This window comes from Mycobacterium sp. FW102-FHT13B02 (assembly GCF_058790275.1).
Map to the genome: position 1 here is coordinate 36,259 of NZ_JBYTCM010000012.1, position 18,018 is coordinate 54,276.

At 66.3% G+C, this 18,018-nt stretch carries 18 protein-coding genes; 12 read left to right on the forward strand and 6 right to left on the reverse strand.

Annotated elements, in window-relative coordinates; translation table 11 throughout:
* Positions 1-30 precede the first annotated feature (30 nt).
* The 4 genes from AC3WTE_RS20015 to AC3WTE_RS20030 all read left to right on the forward strand — a co-directional run bounded on the left by AC3WTE_RS20015 (position 31) and on the right by AC3WTE_RS20030 (position 3,815).
* Positions 31-915, forward strand: coding sequence for an SDR family oxidoreductase (locus tag AC3WTE_RS20015; RefSeq protein WP_492440258.1), 885 nt, complete (start codon positions 31-33; stop codon positions 913-915).
* The gene (locus tag AC3WTE_RS20020; protein WP_492440259.1) at positions 912-1,826 is read left to right on the forward strand and encodes a patatin-like phospholipase family protein; all 915 of its coding nucleotides are present in this window, start codon (positions 912-914) and stop codon (positions 1,824-1,826) included. The genes AC3WTE_RS20015 and AC3WTE_RS20020 overlap by 4 nt, the downstream gene beginning before the upstream one ends.
* Positions 1,826-3,283 (forward strand): flavin-containing monooxygenase, encoded by a 1,458-nt coding sequence (locus AC3WTE_RS20025; protein ID WP_492440261.1) that lies wholly within the window; start codon positions 1,826-1,828, stop codon positions 3,281-3,283. The genes AC3WTE_RS20020 and AC3WTE_RS20025 overlap by 1 nt, the downstream gene beginning before the upstream one ends.
* Before the next feature lie 91 nt (positions 3,284-3,374).
* Entirely contained in the window at positions 3,375-3,815 is a 441-nt protein-coding gene (locus AC3WTE_RS20030; RefSeq protein ID WP_492440262.1) for a DUF4262 domain-containing protein, read from the forward strand.
* Between the two features lie 163 nt (positions 3,816-3,978).
* Here the strand turns inward: AC3WTE_RS20030 and AC3WTE_RS20035 are convergent, their stop codons facing one another.
* Positions 3,979-4,494 carry a DUF3145 domain-containing protein gene (locus AC3WTE_RS20035; protein WP_492440264.1) on the reverse strand — a complete coding sequence of 172 codons (516 nt, stop codon included), beginning with the start codon at positions 4,492-4,494 and terminating at the stop codon, positions 3,979-3,981.
* Between the two features lie 202 nt (positions 4,495-4,696).
* Between AC3WTE_RS20035 and AC3WTE_RS20040 the strand changes: the two genes are divergently transcribed.
* Positions 4,697-6,115 carry an NCS2 family permease gene (locus AC3WTE_RS20040; protein ID WP_492440266.1) on the forward strand — a complete coding sequence of 473 codons (1,419 nt, stop codon included), beginning with the start codon at positions 4,697-4,699 and terminating at the stop codon, positions 6,113-6,115.
* 8 nt (positions 6,116-6,123) lie between these two features.
* On the opposite strand, the gene AC3WTE_RS20045 is transcribed toward AC3WTE_RS20040, so the two are convergent.
* Positions 6,124-6,945 carry a serine hydrolase domain-containing protein gene (locus AC3WTE_RS20045; protein WP_492440268.1) on the reverse strand — a complete coding sequence of 274 codons (822 nt, stop codon included), beginning with the start codon at positions 6,943-6,945 and terminating at the stop codon, positions 6,124-6,126.
* Between the two features lie 113 nt (positions 6,946-7,058).
* On the opposite strand from AC3WTE_RS20045, the gene AC3WTE_RS20050 reads away from it, so the two are divergent.
* From AC3WTE_RS20050 to AC3WTE_RS20060, 3 genes are read left to right on the forward strand one after another with little or no spacing between them, the layout of a single operon-like run.
* Positions 7,059-8,147: an S-(hydroxymethyl)mycothiol dehydrogenase gene (locus AC3WTE_RS20050; RefSeq protein WP_492440270.1), complete on the forward strand. Its 1,089-nt coding sequence runs from the start codon at positions 7,059-7,061 to the stop codon at positions 8,145-8,147.
* Positions 8,144-8,767, forward strand: a complete 624-nt coding sequence (locus AC3WTE_RS20055) for an MBL fold metallo-hydrolase (protein WP_492440272.1) — start codon at positions 8,144-8,146, stop codon at positions 8,765-8,767. Before AC3WTE_RS20050 ends, AC3WTE_RS20055 begins: the two co-directional genes overlap by 4 nt.
* 40 nt (positions 8,768-8,807) lie before the next feature.
* Positions 8,808-9,869 (forward strand): class I SAM-dependent methyltransferase, encoded by a 1,062-nt coding sequence (locus AC3WTE_RS20060; RefSeq protein ID WP_492440274.1) that lies wholly within the window; start codon positions 8,808-8,810, stop codon positions 9,867-9,869.
* Between the two features lie 4 nt (positions 9,870-9,873).
* Here AC3WTE_RS20060 and AC3WTE_RS20065 read toward each other — a convergent pair whose 3' ends face one another.
* Positions 9,874-11,271 (reverse strand): GntP family permease, encoded by a 1,398-nt coding sequence (locus AC3WTE_RS20065; RefSeq protein WP_492440276.1) that lies wholly within the window; start codon positions 11,269-11,271, stop codon positions 9,874-9,876.
* The gene (locus AC3WTE_RS20070; protein WP_492440278.1) at positions 11,271-11,801 is read right to left on the reverse strand and encodes a gluconokinase; all 531 of its coding nucleotides are present in this window, start codon (positions 11,799-11,801) and stop codon (positions 11,271-11,273) included. Before AC3WTE_RS20070 ends, AC3WTE_RS20065 begins: the two co-directional genes overlap by 1 nt.
* 126 nt (positions 11,802-11,927) lie before the next feature.
* Between AC3WTE_RS20070 and AC3WTE_RS20075 the strand changes: the two genes are divergently transcribed.
* Positions 11,928-12,641 (forward strand): FadR/GntR family transcriptional regulator, encoded by a 714-nt coding sequence (locus AC3WTE_RS20075; protein ID WP_492440280.1) that lies wholly within the window; start codon positions 11,928-11,930, stop codon positions 12,639-12,641.
* A 7-nt stretch (positions 12,642-12,648) separates the two neighbouring features.
* Here the strand turns inward: AC3WTE_RS20075 and AC3WTE_RS20080 are convergent, their stop codons facing one another.
* Positions 12,649-13,194, reverse strand: coding sequence for a hypothetical protein (locus AC3WTE_RS20080; RefSeq protein ID WP_492440282.1), 546 nt, complete (start codon positions 13,192-13,194; stop codon positions 12,649-12,651).
* A gap of 54 nt (positions 13,195-13,248) precedes the next feature.
* Between AC3WTE_RS20080 and AC3WTE_RS20085 the strand changes: the two genes are divergently transcribed.
* On the forward strand, positions 13,249-14,001 hold the full coding sequence (locus AC3WTE_RS20085; protein ID WP_492440284.1) for an SDR family NAD(P)-dependent oxidoreductase: 753 nt from the start codon (positions 13,249-13,251) through the stop codon (positions 13,999-14,001).
* A gap of 31 nt (positions 14,002-14,032) precedes the next feature.
* Here the strand turns inward: AC3WTE_RS20085 and AC3WTE_RS20090 are convergent, their stop codons facing one another.
* Positions 14,033-14,377 carry a DUF732 domain-containing protein gene (locus tag AC3WTE_RS20090; RefSeq protein WP_492440286.1) on the reverse strand — a complete coding sequence of 115 codons (345 nt, stop codon included), beginning with the start codon at positions 14,375-14,377 and terminating at the stop codon, positions 14,033-14,035.
* Between the two features lie 261 nt (positions 14,378-14,638).
* Here AC3WTE_RS20090 and AC3WTE_RS20095 point away from each other — a divergent pair, with 261 nt between their 5' ends.
* Positions 14,639-15,070, forward strand: coding sequence for an MmpS family transport accessory protein (locus AC3WTE_RS20095; protein WP_459367965.1), 432 nt, complete (start codon positions 14,639-14,641; stop codon positions 15,068-15,070).
* Positions 15,067-17,991, forward strand: coding sequence for an MMPL/RND family transporter (locus AC3WTE_RS20100; RefSeq protein WP_492440288.1), 2,925 nt, complete (start codon positions 15,067-15,069; stop codon positions 17,989-17,991). Before AC3WTE_RS20095 ends, AC3WTE_RS20100 begins: the two co-directional genes overlap by 4 nt.
* Positions 17,992-18,018: the final 27 nt, after the last annotated feature.

Sequence of the window (18,018 nt, forward strand, 5' to 3'; positions counted from 1 at the left end):
AGGCTCCTACCAGCAGATTCGAGGCTATCGATGCGGCTAGCACGACGCTCAATCCCACTCGACGGCGCGACCGTTGTCGTCACCGGAGGCGCCCGGGGAATCGGCGCCAAGACCGCCGAACTCTTCTCACAGCACGGGGCCGACGTCTGGATCGGCGATGTCGACATCGACGTTGCGGAGCAGACGGCGCGCAGGATCCCCCGCTGTCGCAGCGCGCGACTCGACGTCACCCGGCGCGAGTCGTGGGATCAGTTCGTCGCGCAGGTGCTCGAGGAGTCCGGCCGCGTCGACGTCCTCGTGAACAACGCCGGCGTCATGCCGCTCGGCGCCTTCGAGACCGAAGCCGAGGCCACGACCGACCTCATCCTCGACGTCAACATCCGTGGCGTCCTCAACGGCATGCGGGCCGTGGTCCCCGTCATGGTCACCCGCGGCAGCGGCCATGTCGTGAATGTCGCATCGATGGCCGGCATGATTCCGGTTCCGGGCATGGTCACCTACAACGCCAGCAAGTTCGCCGCGGTCGGGGCGTCCCTGGCAGCGCGGACCGAGTACGCCGGGACCGGCGTCACCGTGTGCGCGGTGCTGCCGTCAGCGGTCCGCACCGAGCTCTCCTCGGGCGTCCAGCTCGGCGGCGGCATGCCGACGGTGGATCCCGAAGATGTGGCGCAGGCGGTGCTGAAGACGTTGCGCACCAAGGCTGCGCGCACCTCAGTACCCGAATGGGTGGCGCCCGGCTGGGCGCTGGTGGACGCGCTGGTTCCGGAATTCGTCCAACGTGCCGTGCGGTCAATCATCGACGATCGGCGGGCTCTGAACGGCATGGATCCCGTCGGCCGGTCGGCCTACCTGGAGCGGATCGTGCGGCAGTCGAAAGAGCATGCGGTGGAGTCGGGTTCGGAGTTGCAGGCGTGAAGCGGGCGCTGGTCATCGGCTGCGGCGGGACCATCGGCGGTGCGTGGATTGTCGCGGCCCTGCACGCGCTGCAGGAGCAGACGGGTTGGGACCCGCGAGAAGCCGCTGTGTTGCAAGGCACCTCGGCGGGCGCCGAGATCGTCACCATGCTCGGCGGCGGCGCGTCGGTCGACGAACTGGTGGCGATGCACCGCGGCACCAGCAGCGACGAACGCCTGAGCCGGCACATCGACGCGACGCCGCCCAGCCTGCCGCCGCTGCCATCACCCCGGCCGCTGAACCCCGCGCTGTTGCGCAGCCACAGCGGATTGGCCGCGGTCACCGGTATCGCTCCGACCGGTCGAGCCAACGCAGACTGGTTGCAGCGCTTGGCCTCTGGCTTCGCCAACCAGTCCGGTTGGGTGGACCACCCGGGAGCCCGCATGGTGGCCTTCGACTACCAGCGCGGCGAGCGGGTGGCCTTCGGCGCCCCCGACGCACCGAAAGCCACTGCAGGTGAGGCACTCCGGGCATCGTGGGGTGTGCCCGGCTGGATGCCGCCGGTCACCATCGGCGATCGCAAGTTCGTCGACGGCGGCGCCGCGTCCACTGCGTCGGTCGACCTCATCAGCCATGACGATGCCGATCTGATCTACGTCGTCACCCCGATGGCCTCCGAAAGCGGCGTTCGCGCACCGGGTCTGGGCGGCGTCCTCGAACACCGGCTCCTGCGCCGCCCGATGTCCACGGTGCTGGACGCCGAGATCGCCACCGCGCGCGCCCGCGGCATCGAGGTCGTCGTGATCCAGCCGGACGCCGCCGATCTGGCCGGACTGGGTGCCAACTTCATGCTGCGCAGCCGGCGGCGCGCCGCCTTCGAATCCGCCATGACCACCGCACCGAACACGGTGCACCGAGCTTGGGAGTCCTGATGAGCAACCGTGATCCGCGCATCGTCATCATCGGCGCCGGCGTGGCCGGCATCGCCTCGGCCTACACCTTCCAACAAGCCGGGTTCACCAACTTCACCATCCTGGAGAAGGGTTCGGACGTCGGCGGGGTCTGGCACTGGAACCGCTACCCCGGACTGACGTGTGACGTACCGTCGCACATCTACCAGTTCGCCTTCGCACCCAAGCCCGACTGGAGCCACATCTGGGCCGGCGGCAAGGAGATTCAGGAGTATCACCGCGACGTCGTCGAGCAGTTCGGGCTCGATGCCCACCTGCGGCTCAACACCGAAGTCACAGCGTTGCACTACGAGCAGGACCAGCACACATGGACGGTCACGACCGCGGATGAAACGCTGACGGCAGATTTCGTCATCTGCGCCACCGGCGTGCTGCACCACCCCTTCATCCCGGACATCCCCGGCATGGACATCTTCGAGGGCGCCGTGGTGCACACCGCGCGGTGGGACCCCGGACTCGAGACCGAGGGCAAGCGCATCGCCGTGATCGGCACCGGATCCACCGGGGTGCAGGTGGTTTCGGCGCTGCAGCCCAAAGCCGGCAAACTGCTGCACTTCGCCCGGTCGCCACAGTGGATGCTGTGGGCACCGATGAAGCTGCCCCAACCGGGCGCCGTCACCGCGCTGCTGCAGGCCATGCCGAAGCTGTATCAGGCTGTCGCCGAACGTATTCCACTCTGTGGATCGAGCGTCCTGGTCGACATCGTGACCAAGCCGACGTGGCGCCGCAAGCTGGTGCAGCAGTACGCCAGGCTTAGTCTGCGGGCCCAGATCCGCGACCCGAAGCTGCGCGCCGAGCTCACCCCGGATTACCAGCCGCTGTGCAAGCGTCAGGTGCTGTCGGGAACGTACTATCGGGCGATCACGGCTCCGGGCGCCCAATTGGTCACCGATCGCATCGCCGAGTTCACCCCCACCGGCATCCGCACCACTGAGGGTGAGCATCACAGGATCGATATCGCCGTGCTGGCCACCGGCTTTCAGGCGCACAATTACATGCGCCCGATACAGGTGGTGGGCCGCGACGGCGTCACCCTCGATGACGCCTGGGTCAAAGGCCCGCGCGCCTACCGGATGACCGCGATCCCCGGCTTCCCGAATCTGTTCACCGTGCTCGGCCCGAACTCGCCCACGGGGTCCATCTCACTGCAGTACACCGCGGAACTCACGGCGCGGTACATCGTCAAGTGGCTCAAGCGGTTCGAGCGTGGCGAGATCAATGAGGTCGAGGTCACCGAGCAGGCCACCGCCGAATTCAATGCCGCGGCAGTCGAAGCCATGGAACCGACGGTGTGGAACACCGGCTGCAATTCCTGGTACTTCAGCGAGGGCGGCACCATCGACCTGTGGCCGTTCGACCGCGGGACGCTGACGAAGATGCTGAGCGAGCCCGAGCCGGGGCACTACCGGGTCCGCTGACCCAAACAGTGTCGTACCCCAGGTGCATTCTGGGACCACCGACGACGGGAGGCGATCGATGTGCTGGAAATGCGACCACCCGGAAGCCACCATGGCCGACTGGATTGCCTACATCCGCGACAAGATCGATCGCCGCGGTTGGGCGATTCAATACGTGGAGGACGGTCTCAGGTCGTTCGCCTACACAATCGGGCTACACGGATTCGGACTGCCCGAGTTGCTCGTCACGGGCGTGGTACCGGCCTCCGCAGACCAACTACTCACCCACATGGCGGAGCGAGCGGTTGTCGACGGAGCTCCCGCGCCTGGATTACAGATGGCGACGGATGGACCGCCCTTCGTCGAGATCGTCGAAGTTGACTGTCCCCCAGCCCACATGGGTATGGCCAGCGCCATCCAGGGGTACGGCTACACCGCACGCCAACTGGTCTGGGCCGACGCCCATGGGGTGCTGCCGTGGGATGCCGACTTCGATCACGGGCGTACACGTCAGCCGGTGTTCGGAGTCAGGGCCTCCCACCGTTCCGCTTGATACAGGCCAAAGCCGGAGCCTTCAGTGGCATTTCGTGGATTTCGGGCACGAGTGACACAGCCAACCAGGACGCGACCGCACCGAGAGCAACTGCACGGCGGGAAATGCGACCAGGATTCGCCGTGTGGTTGCTTTCGCGGGGGCAGAGCGGGACCGCCCGACGCTACCCGACGCCCCGGTTCAGCCAGCTGACCTCGCCGGCCTCGGCGCCGCCACCGCGGTAGGGCTCCAGAGCCTCGTCCCAGGCGGTGCCGAGCACCGTGTCGAGTTCGGCGGCGAGCATGTCGGCGCCGGAAGCCATGAGGGTGCGCAGGCGCTGCTCACCGACCATGGTGTCGCCGTTGGCGCTCATCGACCCGCTCCACAGGCCCAGAGTCGGGGTGTGGCACCAGCGGTGTCCGTCGACGCCGGCGCTCGGGTCCTCGGTCACCTCGAAGCGCAGCACCGACCACGAGCGCAAGGCGCTGGCAAGCTGGGCTCCGGTACCGACCGGCCCCATCCAGTTGGTGATGGCGCGCAACTGACCGGGCATGGCGGGTTGGGGCGTCCACTTCAGGTTCGCCCGCGCCGACAGAGTCGACGAAAGTGCCCACTCCACGTGCGGGCATACCGCCGCGGGAGAGGCATGGATATACACCACGCCCGTCGTCGCGTCGGCGAGTTGGTTCGACGCACGCATCTTCTGCTCCTTCAGCTACACGAGGGACGTCTTCCCCAACGACCTGGTGTTGCCGAAATGTTGCAGTTGATTAGTGCGTGTCTATTGTGCCGCGTGAGACCCCTGTTGCGCTAGTCTGTCGCACAATCTCTCAGCGCAGCCTCAGAATCGAGCGCAACCCAACAGTCGCGCGTAGTGCCGGCCAGCCATCTATCTTCTAACGGTGACTGCCCTGGACCGGTTCTTCGAGATCTCCGCACGCGGCTCGACCGTGGCCGCTGAACTGCGCGGCGGCGTGGTGACCTTCATCGCGATGGCATACATCATCGTGCTGAACCCGATCATCCTGTCGAGCACGGCAGATATCGCCGGGCACAAGCTCGCGTTCAGCCAGGTCTCCGCGGTGACATCACTGGCAGCCGGCGCCATGACCATCCTGTTCGGCGTCGTCGCCCGCTTGCCGTTCGCCTTCGCCGCCGGGCTGGGCATCAACTCGTTCCTGGCCAGCTCGGTCGTGGGCGTCCTGACCTGGCCGGAGGCCATGGGGCTGGTCGTGATCGAAGGCCTCATCATCGTCGCGATGGCGGTCACGGGCCTGCGGCGCATGATCTTCGACGCCGTACCCATGCCGCTCAAACTGGCCATCACCGCCGGCATCGGGTTGTTCATCATGTTCATCGGTCTCGTCGACGCCGGCTTCGTCGCGTCGACGGGCCATCCGTCGCCTCCGCTCGGCCTGGGCGCCGGCGGCACCGGCTCGGTTCGCGCCGTGCCCACCCTGGTCTTCGTGTTCACCTTGCTGACCTCGGGCGTCCTCGTGGCCCGCAAGGTGCGCGGCGGCATCCTGATCGGCCTCATCAGCGGAACTGTGGTCGCCGCTGCGGTTGAAGCCATCTGGCACCTCGGCTCGGCAACGCAAAAACCCGGGGGCTGGAGCCTGTCGGTGCCGACGCTGTCCGGCTCCCCGTTCGCGGTGCCCAACCTGTCACTGATCGGCCACGTCGACTTCGGCAGCTTCGGGCGGATCGGCATGATCGCCGCGCTCATGCTGGTGTTCACCCTGCTGTTCACCAACTTCTTCGATGCCATGGGCACCATGACCGGCCTATCCCGGCAGGCCGGCCTGTCCGATGAACACGGCAACTTCCCGCGGCTGCAGTCCGCCCTGGTGATCGAAGGCACAGGCGCGGTGGTCGGCGGCGCGGTCTCGGCGTCGTCCAACACGGTGTTCATCGAATCGGGCACCGGCATCGGCGAAGGTGCCCGCACCGGCCTGGCCAGCCTGGTGACCGGTGGATTGTTCTTGGCCGCAATGTTTTTGACGCCGCTGACGGAGATCGTGCCCACCGAGGTCGCGGCGGCCGCGCTGGTGATCGTCGGCACCCTGATGGTCTCGGTCCTGCGCGAGATCGATTTCTCCGACTTCTCGGTGGCCCTGCCCGTCGTGCTGACGGTGGCCGTCATGCCGCTGTCCTACTCGATCGCCAACGGCATCGGTGTCGGCTTCATCGCCTGGGCAGTGCTGCGCGCGGCATCGGGCCGCGGCAAAGAGATCAGCCCGCTGCTGTGGGTGGTGGCCGTCGGGTTCCTGCTGTTCTTCGCCCGCGGCTGGATCGACAGCATGATCGGCGTCGTCCGCTGAGGCGACCGCTAAGAACGGAACTCGCGCAGAACCGCGGCCGACACGTCCGGCCACACCGCATGCGTCCAGTCCCCGAAGTCGCGGTCGGTCAGCACGACCAGCGCCAGGTCCGCTTCCGGATCGACCCAGAGGAACGTGCCCGATTGGCCGAAGTGGCCGAACGTGCGCCCCGAGTTGGTAGCAGCCGTCCAGTGCGGGCTCTTGCCGTCCCGAATCTCGAAACCCAGACCCCAGTCGTTGGGCCGCTGCGAGCCGAACCCGGGCAGCACCCCGTCCAGCCCCGGGAATTGCACCGAGATCGCATCGGCGTGCATGGGCGTCGAAACCAGAGTCGGGCGCAGCAGCTCACCGGCGAAGGCGGCGAGGTCGGTCACCGTCGACCACGCGCCGTAACCGGCGGTGTCGGCCCCACCGGGCAGATCGGAATCGGCCATGCCGAGCGGTTCGAACACCGCTTCGCGCAGGTACTGCCCGAACTCGATACCGGACTCGTGTTCGAGCACGTGCGCCAGCACCGCAAACCCAGCGTTCGAGTAGATCCGCCGGGTCCCGGGTGTGGCGATCGCGTCGGGAGTCTGCATCGCCAGCCCTGACGTGTGCGCCAGCAGGTGCCGCACCGTCGATCCCGGCGGGCCGGCCGGGGTGTCCAGTTCGACGACGCCCTCCTCCACCGCGATCTGTGCGGCACGCGCCACGAGCGGCTTGGTCACCGAAGCAAGCCGGAACGCGCGGTCGACGGGTCCGTGTGCGGCGACCAGGCCCGCGGGTGACACCACCGCGGCCGCAACATGCGGTACCGGCCAGGAATCCAACAGCTCGAGTGCGGTCACATGCACGACACTGTCATAGGTCACGCTGCCGGTGGGCGACGGCCGAGACGCCGTTAACCAGACATTTGTATGGACACCATTCCGGCTCTGCTCCGAGGCATTAGGTTGTAGCCATGAGTCAGACAGTGCGTGGTGTGATTTCCCGGGCCAAGAAGCAGCCAATCGAGCTGGTCGACATCATCATCCCCGATCCGGGCCCGGGTGAGGTCGTGGTCGACATCACCGCCTGCGGCGTATGCCATACCGACCTCACCTACCGCGAGGGCGGCATCAACGACCAATACCCGTTCCTGCTCGGCCACGAAGCCGCCGGCACCGTCGAATCCGTCGGCACCGGCGTCACCCACGTCGCCCCCGGCGACTTCGTCATCCTCAACTGGCGCGCCGTCTGCGGCGAATGCCGCGCCTGCAAGCGCGGCCGCCCGCACCTGTGCTTCGACACCTTCAACGCCACCGGCAAGATGACACTGACCGACGGCACCGAACTCACCCCCGCCCTGGGCATCGGCGCCTTCGCCGACAAAACGCTCGTGCATGAACGCCAGTGCACCAAGGTCGATTCCGAAGCCGACCCGGCCGTCGCCGGCCTGCTGGGCTGCGGCGTGATGGCCGGCATCGGCGCCGCCATCAACACCGGCAACCTCACCCGCGACGACACCGTGGCGGTCATCGGCTGCGGCGGGGTCGGTGACGCCGCCATCGCCGGCGCGGCGCTGGTCGGCGCCAAGCGGATCATCGCCGTCGACACCGACAACAAGAAGCTGCACTGGGCCCGCGAATTCGGCGCCACCCACACCATCAACGCCCGCGACCTGGACCCGGTCGAAACCATCCAGGATCTGACCGACGGCTTCGGCGCCGACGTCGTCATCGACGCGGTCGGCCGGCCCGAGACCTGGAAGCAGGCGTTCTACGCCCGCGACCTCGCCGGAACCGTTGTCCTCGTTGGTGTTCCGACACCCGACATGACGCTCGAAATGCCGCTCGTGGACTTCTTCTCCCGCGGCGGGGCGCTGAAGTCGTCCTGGTACGGCGACTGCCTACCCGAACGCGACTTCCCCACCCTGATCAGCCTGTACCTGCAGGGCCGGCTGCCACTGGACAAGTTCGTCAGCGAGCGCATCGGGCTTGACCAGATCGAGGGCGCCTTCCACAAGATGCACAGCGGTGAGGTGCTGCGCTCGGTGGTGGTCCTCAAGTGAGCAACATCGCGCGGGTCGTCACCAGCGGCACGTTCAGCCTGGACGGCGGCACCTGGGACGTCGACAACAACATCTGGCTCGTCGGCGACGACAAGGATGTCATCGTGTTCGACGCCGCCCATACCGCCGCGCCCATCATCGAGGCGGTGAACGGCCGCAACGTCGTGGCGGTGGTCTGCACCCACGGCCACAACGACCACATCACCGTCGCTCCAGAGCTGTCCGCGGCGCTCGACGCCCCCGTGCTGCTGCACCCGGCCGACGAGATGCTGTGGCGGGATGTCCACCCGGACAACCCTTTTCACACCGTGGGTGACGACCAGGTGCTCACCGTCGGTGGCCTGGAGATCAAGGCGATCCACACGCCGGGGCACTCCCCCGGCTCGGTGTGCTGGCATATCCCCGCACTCGGCGCGGTGATCTCCGGCGACACCCTGTTCCACGGCGGGCCGGGCGCGACCGGCCGTTCGTACTCGGACTTCCCGACCATCCTGGCTTCGATCGCAGAAGGATTGGGGAAACTTCCTTCTGACACGGTCGTCTACACCGGCCACGGTGACACCACCACCATCGGCGGCGAAATGGTCAACTACGACGACTGGGTGGCCCGCGGGCATTGATTCGGAGCGCGCCACACAGCTCACGGCGCTACCGTGAGACATGCCCGAGTCCAGTGTGGTGGTGCAGCCCGACCCGCTCGGGAGTTCGCGCCTGCAGACCGCCGGACTCCGCACGGCCACAAAGCTTTTCGAGCAAGCCGCGGCCGAGGTCTCGCTGCCGGCGGCACCACACTCAGTGGTGATCGCCGAGTACGGCTGCGGCAACGCCCTGGGTGGCCTGCTCCCGATCGGCGCCGGCATCGCCGCGCTGCGCAAACGCACGCGGCCCGAGCATCCCATCATGGTGACGCACACCGACATCCCCGACAACGATTTCAGTGCCCTGTTCCGGACCCTGCGCGACGACCCATTCAGCTACCTGCGCGCCGACCGGGCCACGTTCGCGTCGGCAGTGGGGCGTTCGTATCTCAGCCAGATTCTGCCGTCGGACGGCGTGCACTTGGGTTGGTCGGCGTGGGCCATCCACTGGCTCAGCCGCATGCCGGCCGAGATTCACGATCATGTCCAGGCGTCCTATAGCGGCGACGCGCAGGTGCGCGCCGCGTGCGCCCGGCAGGCGGCGCACGACTGGCACGAATTCATCGCGTTTCGCGGCCGCGAGTTGAGCCCGGGTGGCCGCCTCGTGGTGATGACCATGGGCCAGCACGACGACGGGCGCCTGGGGCTCGAGCCGCTATTCGACGGGCTGATGCACGCGCTGGCCGACCTGCACTCCCAACGGCTCGTCACCACCGACGAACTGCGGCGCATGCACCTGCCCATCGTGGGCCGCAGTATCGCCGACTTCCGGTCGCCGTTCGCCCCGTCGGGGCGCTTCGAGCGGCTGCAGATCACCCATCTGACGGTCGCCGACGAACCGGACCGCTTCTGGCTTCAGTACCAGAATGACCGTGACGCAATGGCTTTCGCAAAGAGCTGGGTGGCCTTCACCAGGGCCGCGGTGTTCGATTCCCTGTTTGAGGGGCTGGACCCGGCCGACCCGGCGCGACGCTGCCGGCTCGCCGACGCCCTGGCAGCCGCACTGATGGACCAGCTGTCCAGCGCGCCACAACCCATGCCGATCCCGGTGGCGCACATCGTCATGCAGAAACAGTTGCGCTGAGACCCTAGACGAAGACATCCAGGATCAGGACCATCGCCAGACCGACCACCGAGAGCACGGTCTCCATGATCGACCAGGTCTTGATCGTCTGACCGACGCTGAGCTTGAAGTACTCCTTGACCAACCAGAAGCCCGCGTCGTTCACGTGCGAGAAGAACAGCGAGCCGGCGCCGACGGCCAGCACCACCAGCGACAGCTCGCCGGAGCCCATCCCCTGCACCAGTCCGAGAACCAGCGACGACGCCGTGATGGTGGCGACGGTGGCCGAGCCGGTGGCCAGCCGGATGAGGACCGCGAGCACCCACGCCAGCACGAGCACAGAGATGTGCACGCCTTCGGCCCACCGCGCCAGCATCGTGCCGATCCCGGTGTCCACCAGCACCTGTTTGAATCCGCCGCCGGCGGCGACGATCAGAAAGATGCCCGCGACCGGGGGCAGGCTCGACTCGATGCACTTGGTGATGGCGCTGCGATCCATCCCCGCACCCCGGCCGAGGGTGAGCGTGCCGACGACGACGGCGATGAGCAGGGCGACCAGCGGCGTGCCCACAGCGTCGAAGGTCCGGCGGAACAACTGACTCTTGTCGTCGATGAAGATGTCGACCAGGGCCTTGCCGAGCATCAGCGCGACCGGCAGCAGCACCGAGAACAGCGTGACGCTGAACCGGGGCCGTTTGCCATGTGCCCGAAGGGTTTCCGGATCGGTGGCGAAGGTGTCCGGAGCCGCGACGACGACCCACTTACCGGCCAGCCGGCCGAACAGCGGGCCCGCGACCACGATGGTCGGGACCGCGACGAGCACGCCGAGCCCGAGCGTGACGCCGAGGTCCGCATTGAGCAGTCCGACGGCGGTCAACGGACCGGGATGCGGCGGCACGAAACCGTGCATGGCCGACAGGCCCGCCAGCGCCGGGATGCCGATGGTGATCAGCGACTGCTGCGAACGTCGGGCCACCAGATAGATGACGGGCATCAGCAGGACGAGGCCGATCTCGAAGAACATCGGGAGGCCGATGATCGCGCCGACCAGCGCCATGGCCCAGGGCAGGGCGCGCGGCGACGCGGCACCGACGATGGTGTCGACGATCTCGTCGGCCCCGCCCGAGTCGGCGAGCAGTTTGGCGAACATCGCACCGAGGGCGATCAGGATGCCGACCCCGGCCGCCGTGGCGCCGAATCCGTCGGAGAACGATGTGAGGGCGGCGGTGAGGTTCTCTCCGGCCGTCAGACCCACCGTCAGGCCGCCGAAGATCAGGGACAGGAACGGGTGCAGTTTGACCAGCGTGATGAGGACGACGATGACGCCGATGCCGGCGACGAACGCCAGGATCAGCTGGGTGGCCGAGGCGACGGGTTCGACGAGCTTGGGCGCGTCGGCCACGAAGGTGATGGCGGTGTCCATCAGATGTTCTCCCCGTCGCTGTGCTTGCCCCGGTGATCGCCTCCGGTGCGGGAAAGGTATTCCTCGACAATCGAATCGATGCTCTGCGCGACGTCGATGACGACGCCGGCCTCATCGGCGCGCAGCGGTTCCAGGGTTTCGAACTGTGAGGCCAACAGCGACGCCGGCATGAAGTGGCCCGGCCGGCTGGCCTGTCGGGCACCGATGACCTCGGGAGTGCCGAACAGGTGCAGGAACCTCGTGCCCGGACAGTGGCTCCGCAGCTGGACGCGGTACTGGTACTTGAGGGCTGAACAGCTCATCACGCCGCCGTCGCCGCAGTGCTCCCCGAGCCACTGGCCGATGGTCTCGAGCCAGGGCCGGCGATCGTCGTCGTTCAGTGGGTGACCGGCCGCCATCTTCGCGATGTTGGCGGCGGGATGGAAATCGTCGGCATCGGCGAACGGCACGCGGAGCCGCTGCGCGAGAGCCGCGCCGACAGTGGACTTGCCGGATCCTGAAACGCCCATGACGACGATGGGTGATGGCATCTTTGCACCCGCCCCTTGCTGTGGTTTGACTCACACAGCGTGGCTTAAAAGTCAGACTATTGCAATAGTCATGCAACAAAAATCATTTCTAAGCCAGCTAAGCGCAGGTATGACAGGATGTTATTCGTGTCTTCGCCCGCAAACGTCAGCGCTCTGCACGACAGTGTGCTGAGCGCGCTCGGGACCGCAGTGGTGGCCGGAACGTACGCCCCCGGCGAGGTCATCACCCTGGAAGGAGTGAGCGCAGAGCACGGCGTCTCCCGCAGTGTGGTGCGGGAAGCCGTCCGGGTCCTGGAATCGATGGGCATGGTCGCTTCGCGCCGCCGGGTCGGCATCACCATTCAGTCCGCCGCCAATTGGAATGTGTTCGACCCCAGACTGATTCGCTGGCGCCTCGACTCCGGCGATCGCGCCGCGCAGCTGACGTCGTTGTCGGAGTTGCGCCGCGGCTTCGAACCCGTGGCGGCCGCACTGGCCGCCGAGCGCGCGAACCCGCACCAGTGCCGCATCATGGCCGCCGCTGTGTCGGACATGGCGGTGCACGGACGCGACGGCGACCTCGCAGCCTATCTACAGGCGGACAAGGTCTTTCATCAGACCCTGCTGGAGGCCAGCGGCAACGAGATGTTCCGCGCGCTCAATGCGGTGGTGGCGGAAGTCCTGGCCGGACGCACCCACCACGGCATGATGCCCGACTCCCCCAATCCGGCGGCCATCGCGCTGCACGATGAGGTGGCCCGCGCCGTGCGGTTACGCGATTCAGCCGGCGCCGAACGCGCGATGCGCGCCATCATCGACGAGGCCGCGGCAGCGGTCGCCGGGGAGCCAGGTCCGGTCTGACCGACCGTCAGCGGCAGCGCTTGAGGCCGTCGTTCGGGTCGCAGTACAGCGGGTACTGCTGCACCGGAATCGGCAGTGGCTTCTGGAATTCCAACCGGAAGGACTTCTTGGTCATCGCCGCCGGCACGCCGCACTGATCGGTGTTCAAGGTGGTCCGGGTACCGGTCCAGTTGACGTCCTCGAACTCATAGTTCTCGACGATTTTGGACTTGCTGCCGTCCGGGCAGGTGAAGCCAGAGAGATCGGTCTGGGTGAACGCCCAGTGCCCCTCGCCACCGGTCTGGCGGGCGTCACCGCCATAGATGGCGCCGTACTGGTCGGGTGCGATGTGCAGCAGGCATGCCACGGGCAGTTCCATGTTGTTGCGCAGATCGCCGACAGTCGGGGTGCAGACGGGCCAGATGGTCCACACGCCGACCGGTGTGCCCTCCTGGATGAACGTGTAGATGCCCTCGGGCAGCGGGATGTCGGCATGCGCCGGCGCGGCCGCCGAGAAGAGCGAGCCCGCCACGGCGAAACCGAAACTCGACACCATAGCGAGAACACGTTTCATTTTCACCGCCCGAGTATCGCAGGCGCCTTGCCCGCGGCGTGAGAAAGTCACCGTATGAGTTCACTCAGCGGGAAAGTCGCGTTGATCACCGGAGCCTCGGCAGGCCTGGGAGCGGCCACGGTCAAGGTTTTCGCCGAACGCGGCGCATCGGTCTTCGGCATCGCGCGCGACGCCGAACGGATGGCGACGGTGTTCGCCGACGCCTACGACGAGGCGTCGGGTGGCGCGTTCTCGGCGGTGGACATCAGCACAGCCGACGCCTGCCGGCAGGCGGTCGACGACTGCATCGCGAGATTCGGCCGGCTGGACATCCTGGTCAATGTCGCCGGTTTCCACGTGATGCGGCACACGTTGTCGATGACCGACGACGACTGGGACCGCGATCTCGCGGTGAATCTGAACGGTCCGTTCTACCTGACCCGGGCCGCGCTGCCCCAGCTGCTGGAGAACGGCGGCAACGTCGTCAACGTCTCTTCGATCGCCGGTGTCGAAGGCGAGATCTATTCGGCCGGCTACTGCGCCGCCAAGCACGGGCTGATCGGCCTGACCCGGGCGCTGGCCGTCGAGTACACCAAGGAAAAGCTGCGGGTCAACGCGGTGTGCCCGGGTGGCATGCTGACGGCGCAGGTCACCGAGTTCGCCGCGCCGGAGAACGCGGACTGGGACCTGATCATGCGGATCGCCGCGCCGCGCGGCTTCATGGAACCGCGCGACGTGGCGAACGTCATCGCATTCCTGGCCAGCGACGACGCCGCCGCCATCCACGGCTCGGTGTACCGCGTCGACAACGGCAAGGGTCCGGCCTGACCTCAGGTCGGACCGGGTCGACCCCGGACGGCTAGTGAGCGAGCGCGACCAGCAGGTCGTGCTTGTCCGGGCAGTACGTGTCGAACGCGGCGTTGAGGAACTGGTACACCTGCTGCTCCGAGCTGCTGTTGCGCGGCAGGTTCTTCTTCAGGAACGCCGCCGAGTCGGTGGCGTTGTGGTCGACGTTGTTGTCGAGCCGCTGGCAGGTGATCTTGCCGATCCAGGCGTTGTAGTCCTTGGGGCCGTAGATCCCGTAGGTGTGCAGCTGGTTGGCGAAATCGGTGTCCGGGTCAGCCTGCGCGGGGACGGCCATCCCGACAGCAAGGGCGGCGGCGGCGATTGAACCGGCCACCCCGGCCAGAGTGCGTGCCTTCATGTGATGGAGTCTATTCGTGCTGGTTGCCATCTGCCCCTGCTCCCTGAACAGTCGTCGCCGTCTGTTCAATCCCATTGAACAGCTGCGTATTTGGTTCGATCTGCTGCGAGTGACCGGTTACGGTGATAGGGGCCACCCACAGCGGAGGTTTCCCATGATTAACTTAACTGGTCTAATCTAACACTTAAATGACCTAATCTGTCGCGGTCAGGGTCCGGGAAGCGGGGAACAGATAGTGCAGTCGACCATGGTGCCCGCAGCGTGATCGGCACTGCGCTCAAGAAGGCCTGGATCCCGCTGCTCATCCTCGCCGTCGCCCTCGTCGCCGGCTTCACCGTGCACCGCGTACGCGGCTACTTCGGCCAGAACCCCGTCATCGTCACCCCACGCAACTTCGCCGACGACGCCAAACCGTTCAAACCCAAGGTCGTCACCTACGAGATCACCGGCGACGGCACCTACGCCGACATCAACTACCTCGACCTGGACGCCAAGCCGCAGCGCGTCGACCACGCCAAGCTGCCCTGGAAACTCGTCCTGTCCACCACCGCACCGGCAGCATCGCCGAACATCGTCGCCCAGGGCGACGGTGACTCCATCACCTGCACCGTCCACGTCGACGACGAACTCAAAGACACCCGCACCTCCACGGGCGTCCACGCCCAGACCTTCTGCCTGGTGAAATCCGCATGAGCCACCCCCCGAACAACACTGCCGATGAACCGACGGCTGTCATCCCCAAAGCCGGGCAGCCGCCCCACCGGTCGCCGATCGCCCGTCTGATTCGCAAGTTCGCGATCCCGGTGATCCTCTTCTGGATCGGCATCATCATCTTCCTCGGCAGCGCCGTCCCGTCGCTGGACGAGGTCGGCAAGATGCGCTCGGTGTCGATGTCGCCCGATCAGGCGGCGTCGGTGATCGCGACGAAGCACGTCGGCGAGGTCTTTCAGGAGTTCAAGTCGAACAGCTCGGTCATGGTCGTGCTGGAAGGCGATCAGCCGCTCGGCGCAGAGGCACATGCCTACTACGACGAGATGATCAAAAAGCTCCAGGCCGACACCGCGCACGTCGAGCACATCCAGGACTTCTGGAGCGACCCGCTCACCGCGGCCGGCTCGCAGAGCAACGACGGCAAAGCCTCCTATGTACAGGTCTACCTGCGTGGTAACCAGGGCGAGGCGCTGGCCAACGAGTCCGTTCAGGCCGCGCAGGACATCATCAAGAGCATCAAGACGCCGCCCGGCCTGAAGGTGTACGTCACCGGCCCGGCCGCCTTGGCCGCCGATCAGCACATCGCCGGCGATCGCAGCGTCAAGATGATCGAGGGCGTCACGTTCCTGGTCATCATCGTCACCCTGCTGCTGGTGTACCGGTCATTCATCACGGTGCTGCTGACGTTGCTGATGGTGGTGCTGGAGCTGTCCGCGGCGCAGGGCGTCGTCGCGGCGCTGGGCTATTACGACATCATCGGCCTGTCGACCTTCGCCACCAACCTGCTGGTCACGCTGGCCATCGCGGCGGCCACCGACTACGCGATCTTCCTCATCGGCCGGTACCAGGAGGCGCGCGGCGCAGGCGAGTCTCGCGAAGACGCCTACTACACAATGTTCGAGGGCACCGCCCACGTGGTGCTCGGCTCGGGCCTGACCGTTGCGGGTGCCACGTTCTGCCTGCACTTCACCCGGATGCCGTACTTCGTGTCGCTCGGCGTCCCGCTGGCCATCGGCATGGTCACCGTCGTGTGCGCCGCGCTGACGCTCGGCCCAGCGGTGATTTCGGTGGCGAGCCGGTTCCGCAAGACACTGGAACCCAAGCGCGCCATGAGGGTGCGTGGCTGGCGCAAGATCGGTGCCGCCGTGGTCCGTTGGCCCGGGCCCATCCTGGTCGGCACCATCGCGCTGTCCCTGGTCGGCCTGCTCACTCTGCCGGGCTACCAACCTGCCTACAACGACCGGCTCTACCTGCCCGCCGACATCCCCGCCAACGAGGGCTACGCAGCAGCGGACCGGCACTTCTCGCAGGCTCGGATGAACCCCGAGCTCATGCTCATCGAGAGCGACCACGACCTGCGCAACTCCGCCGACTTCCTGGTGATCGACAAGATCGCCAAGGCCATCTTCAAGGTCCCGGGAATTTCCCGGTCGCAGACCATCACGCGCCCTGAAGGCAAGCCGATCGAGCACACCTCGATCCCGTTCCTGATGAGCATGAGCGGCACCTCGCAGAAGATGAACGAGAAGTACGCGCAGGACTCGATGGCCAACATGCTCAAGCAGGCCAACGACATGCAGATCAACATCGACACGATGAAGCGCATGCAGGCCATCACCACGCAGATGGCGGCCACCACGCACAGCATGGTCGGCAAGATGCTCAACATGACGCTGGACGTCGCCGATTTGCGTGACCACATCTCGGACTTCGACGACTTCTTCCGGCCTATCCGGAACTACCTCTACTGGGAACCGCACTGCTACGACATCCCGGTCTGCTGGTCCTTGCGCTCGATCTTCGACACCCTCGACGGCATCGACACCATGACGGACGACATCCAGAACCTGATGCCGGACATGCTGAAGCTCGACAAGCTGATGCCTCAGATGGTCGCCCTCATGCCGGACATGATCTCGACGATGTCGCGCATGAAGCAGTACATGCTGACCATGTACCAGACCCAGAAGGGTCTGCAGGATCAGATGCAGGCGCAGCAGGACAACGCGAGTGCCATGGGCGAAGCGTTCGACAACGCCCGCAACGACGACTCGTTCTACCTGCCACCCGAGGTCTTCGACAACGCGGAATTCAAGCGCGGCATGAAGAACTTCATCTCGCCGGACGGCAAGGCGGTGCGGATCATCATCTCCCACGAGGGTGATCCGATGAGCGCCGAAGGCATCTCGCACATCGACGCCATCAAGAACGCGGCCAAGGAAGCCATCAAGGGCACTCCCCTGGAGGGCTCCAAGATCTACCTCGGCGGCACCGCGGCGACCTTCAAGGACCTGCAGGAAGGTGCGGACTACGACCTCCTGATCGCCGGTATATCAGCGCTCGCACTGATTTTCGCCATCATGCTGATCATCACCCGCTCGGTGGTGGCCGCCGCGGTCATCGTCGGCACGGTCGTGCTGTCGCTCGGCGCGTCGTTCGGTCTGTCGGTTCTGCTGTGGCAGCACCTGATCGGGCTCAACCTGCACTGGATGGTCATCGCGATGGCGGTCATCATCCTGCTGGCCGTCGGCGCCGACTACAACCTGCTGCTGGTCGCCCGATTCAAGGAAGAGATCCACGCCGGTCTCAACACCGGCATCATCCGGTCCATGGGCGGCACCGGCTCCGTGGTCACCTCGGCCGGCCTGGTGTTCGCGTTTACCATGATGTCCATGGCGGTCAGCGAGCTGCACGTGGTCGGCCAAGTCGGAACAACCATCGGTCTGGGCCTGTTGTTCGACACATTGGTCATCCGGTCGCTGATGACGCCGTCCATCGCCGCCCTGATGGGCAAGTGGTTCTGGTGGCCGCAGCGCGTGCGTCAGCGTCCGGTGCCCGAACCGTGGCCGCAGCCCAAGCCGACGGGCGAACTGCAAACAGCCTCCAGCAGCACAGGTATCTAGGAAACAGGAGTAAGGACTATGGTCGAG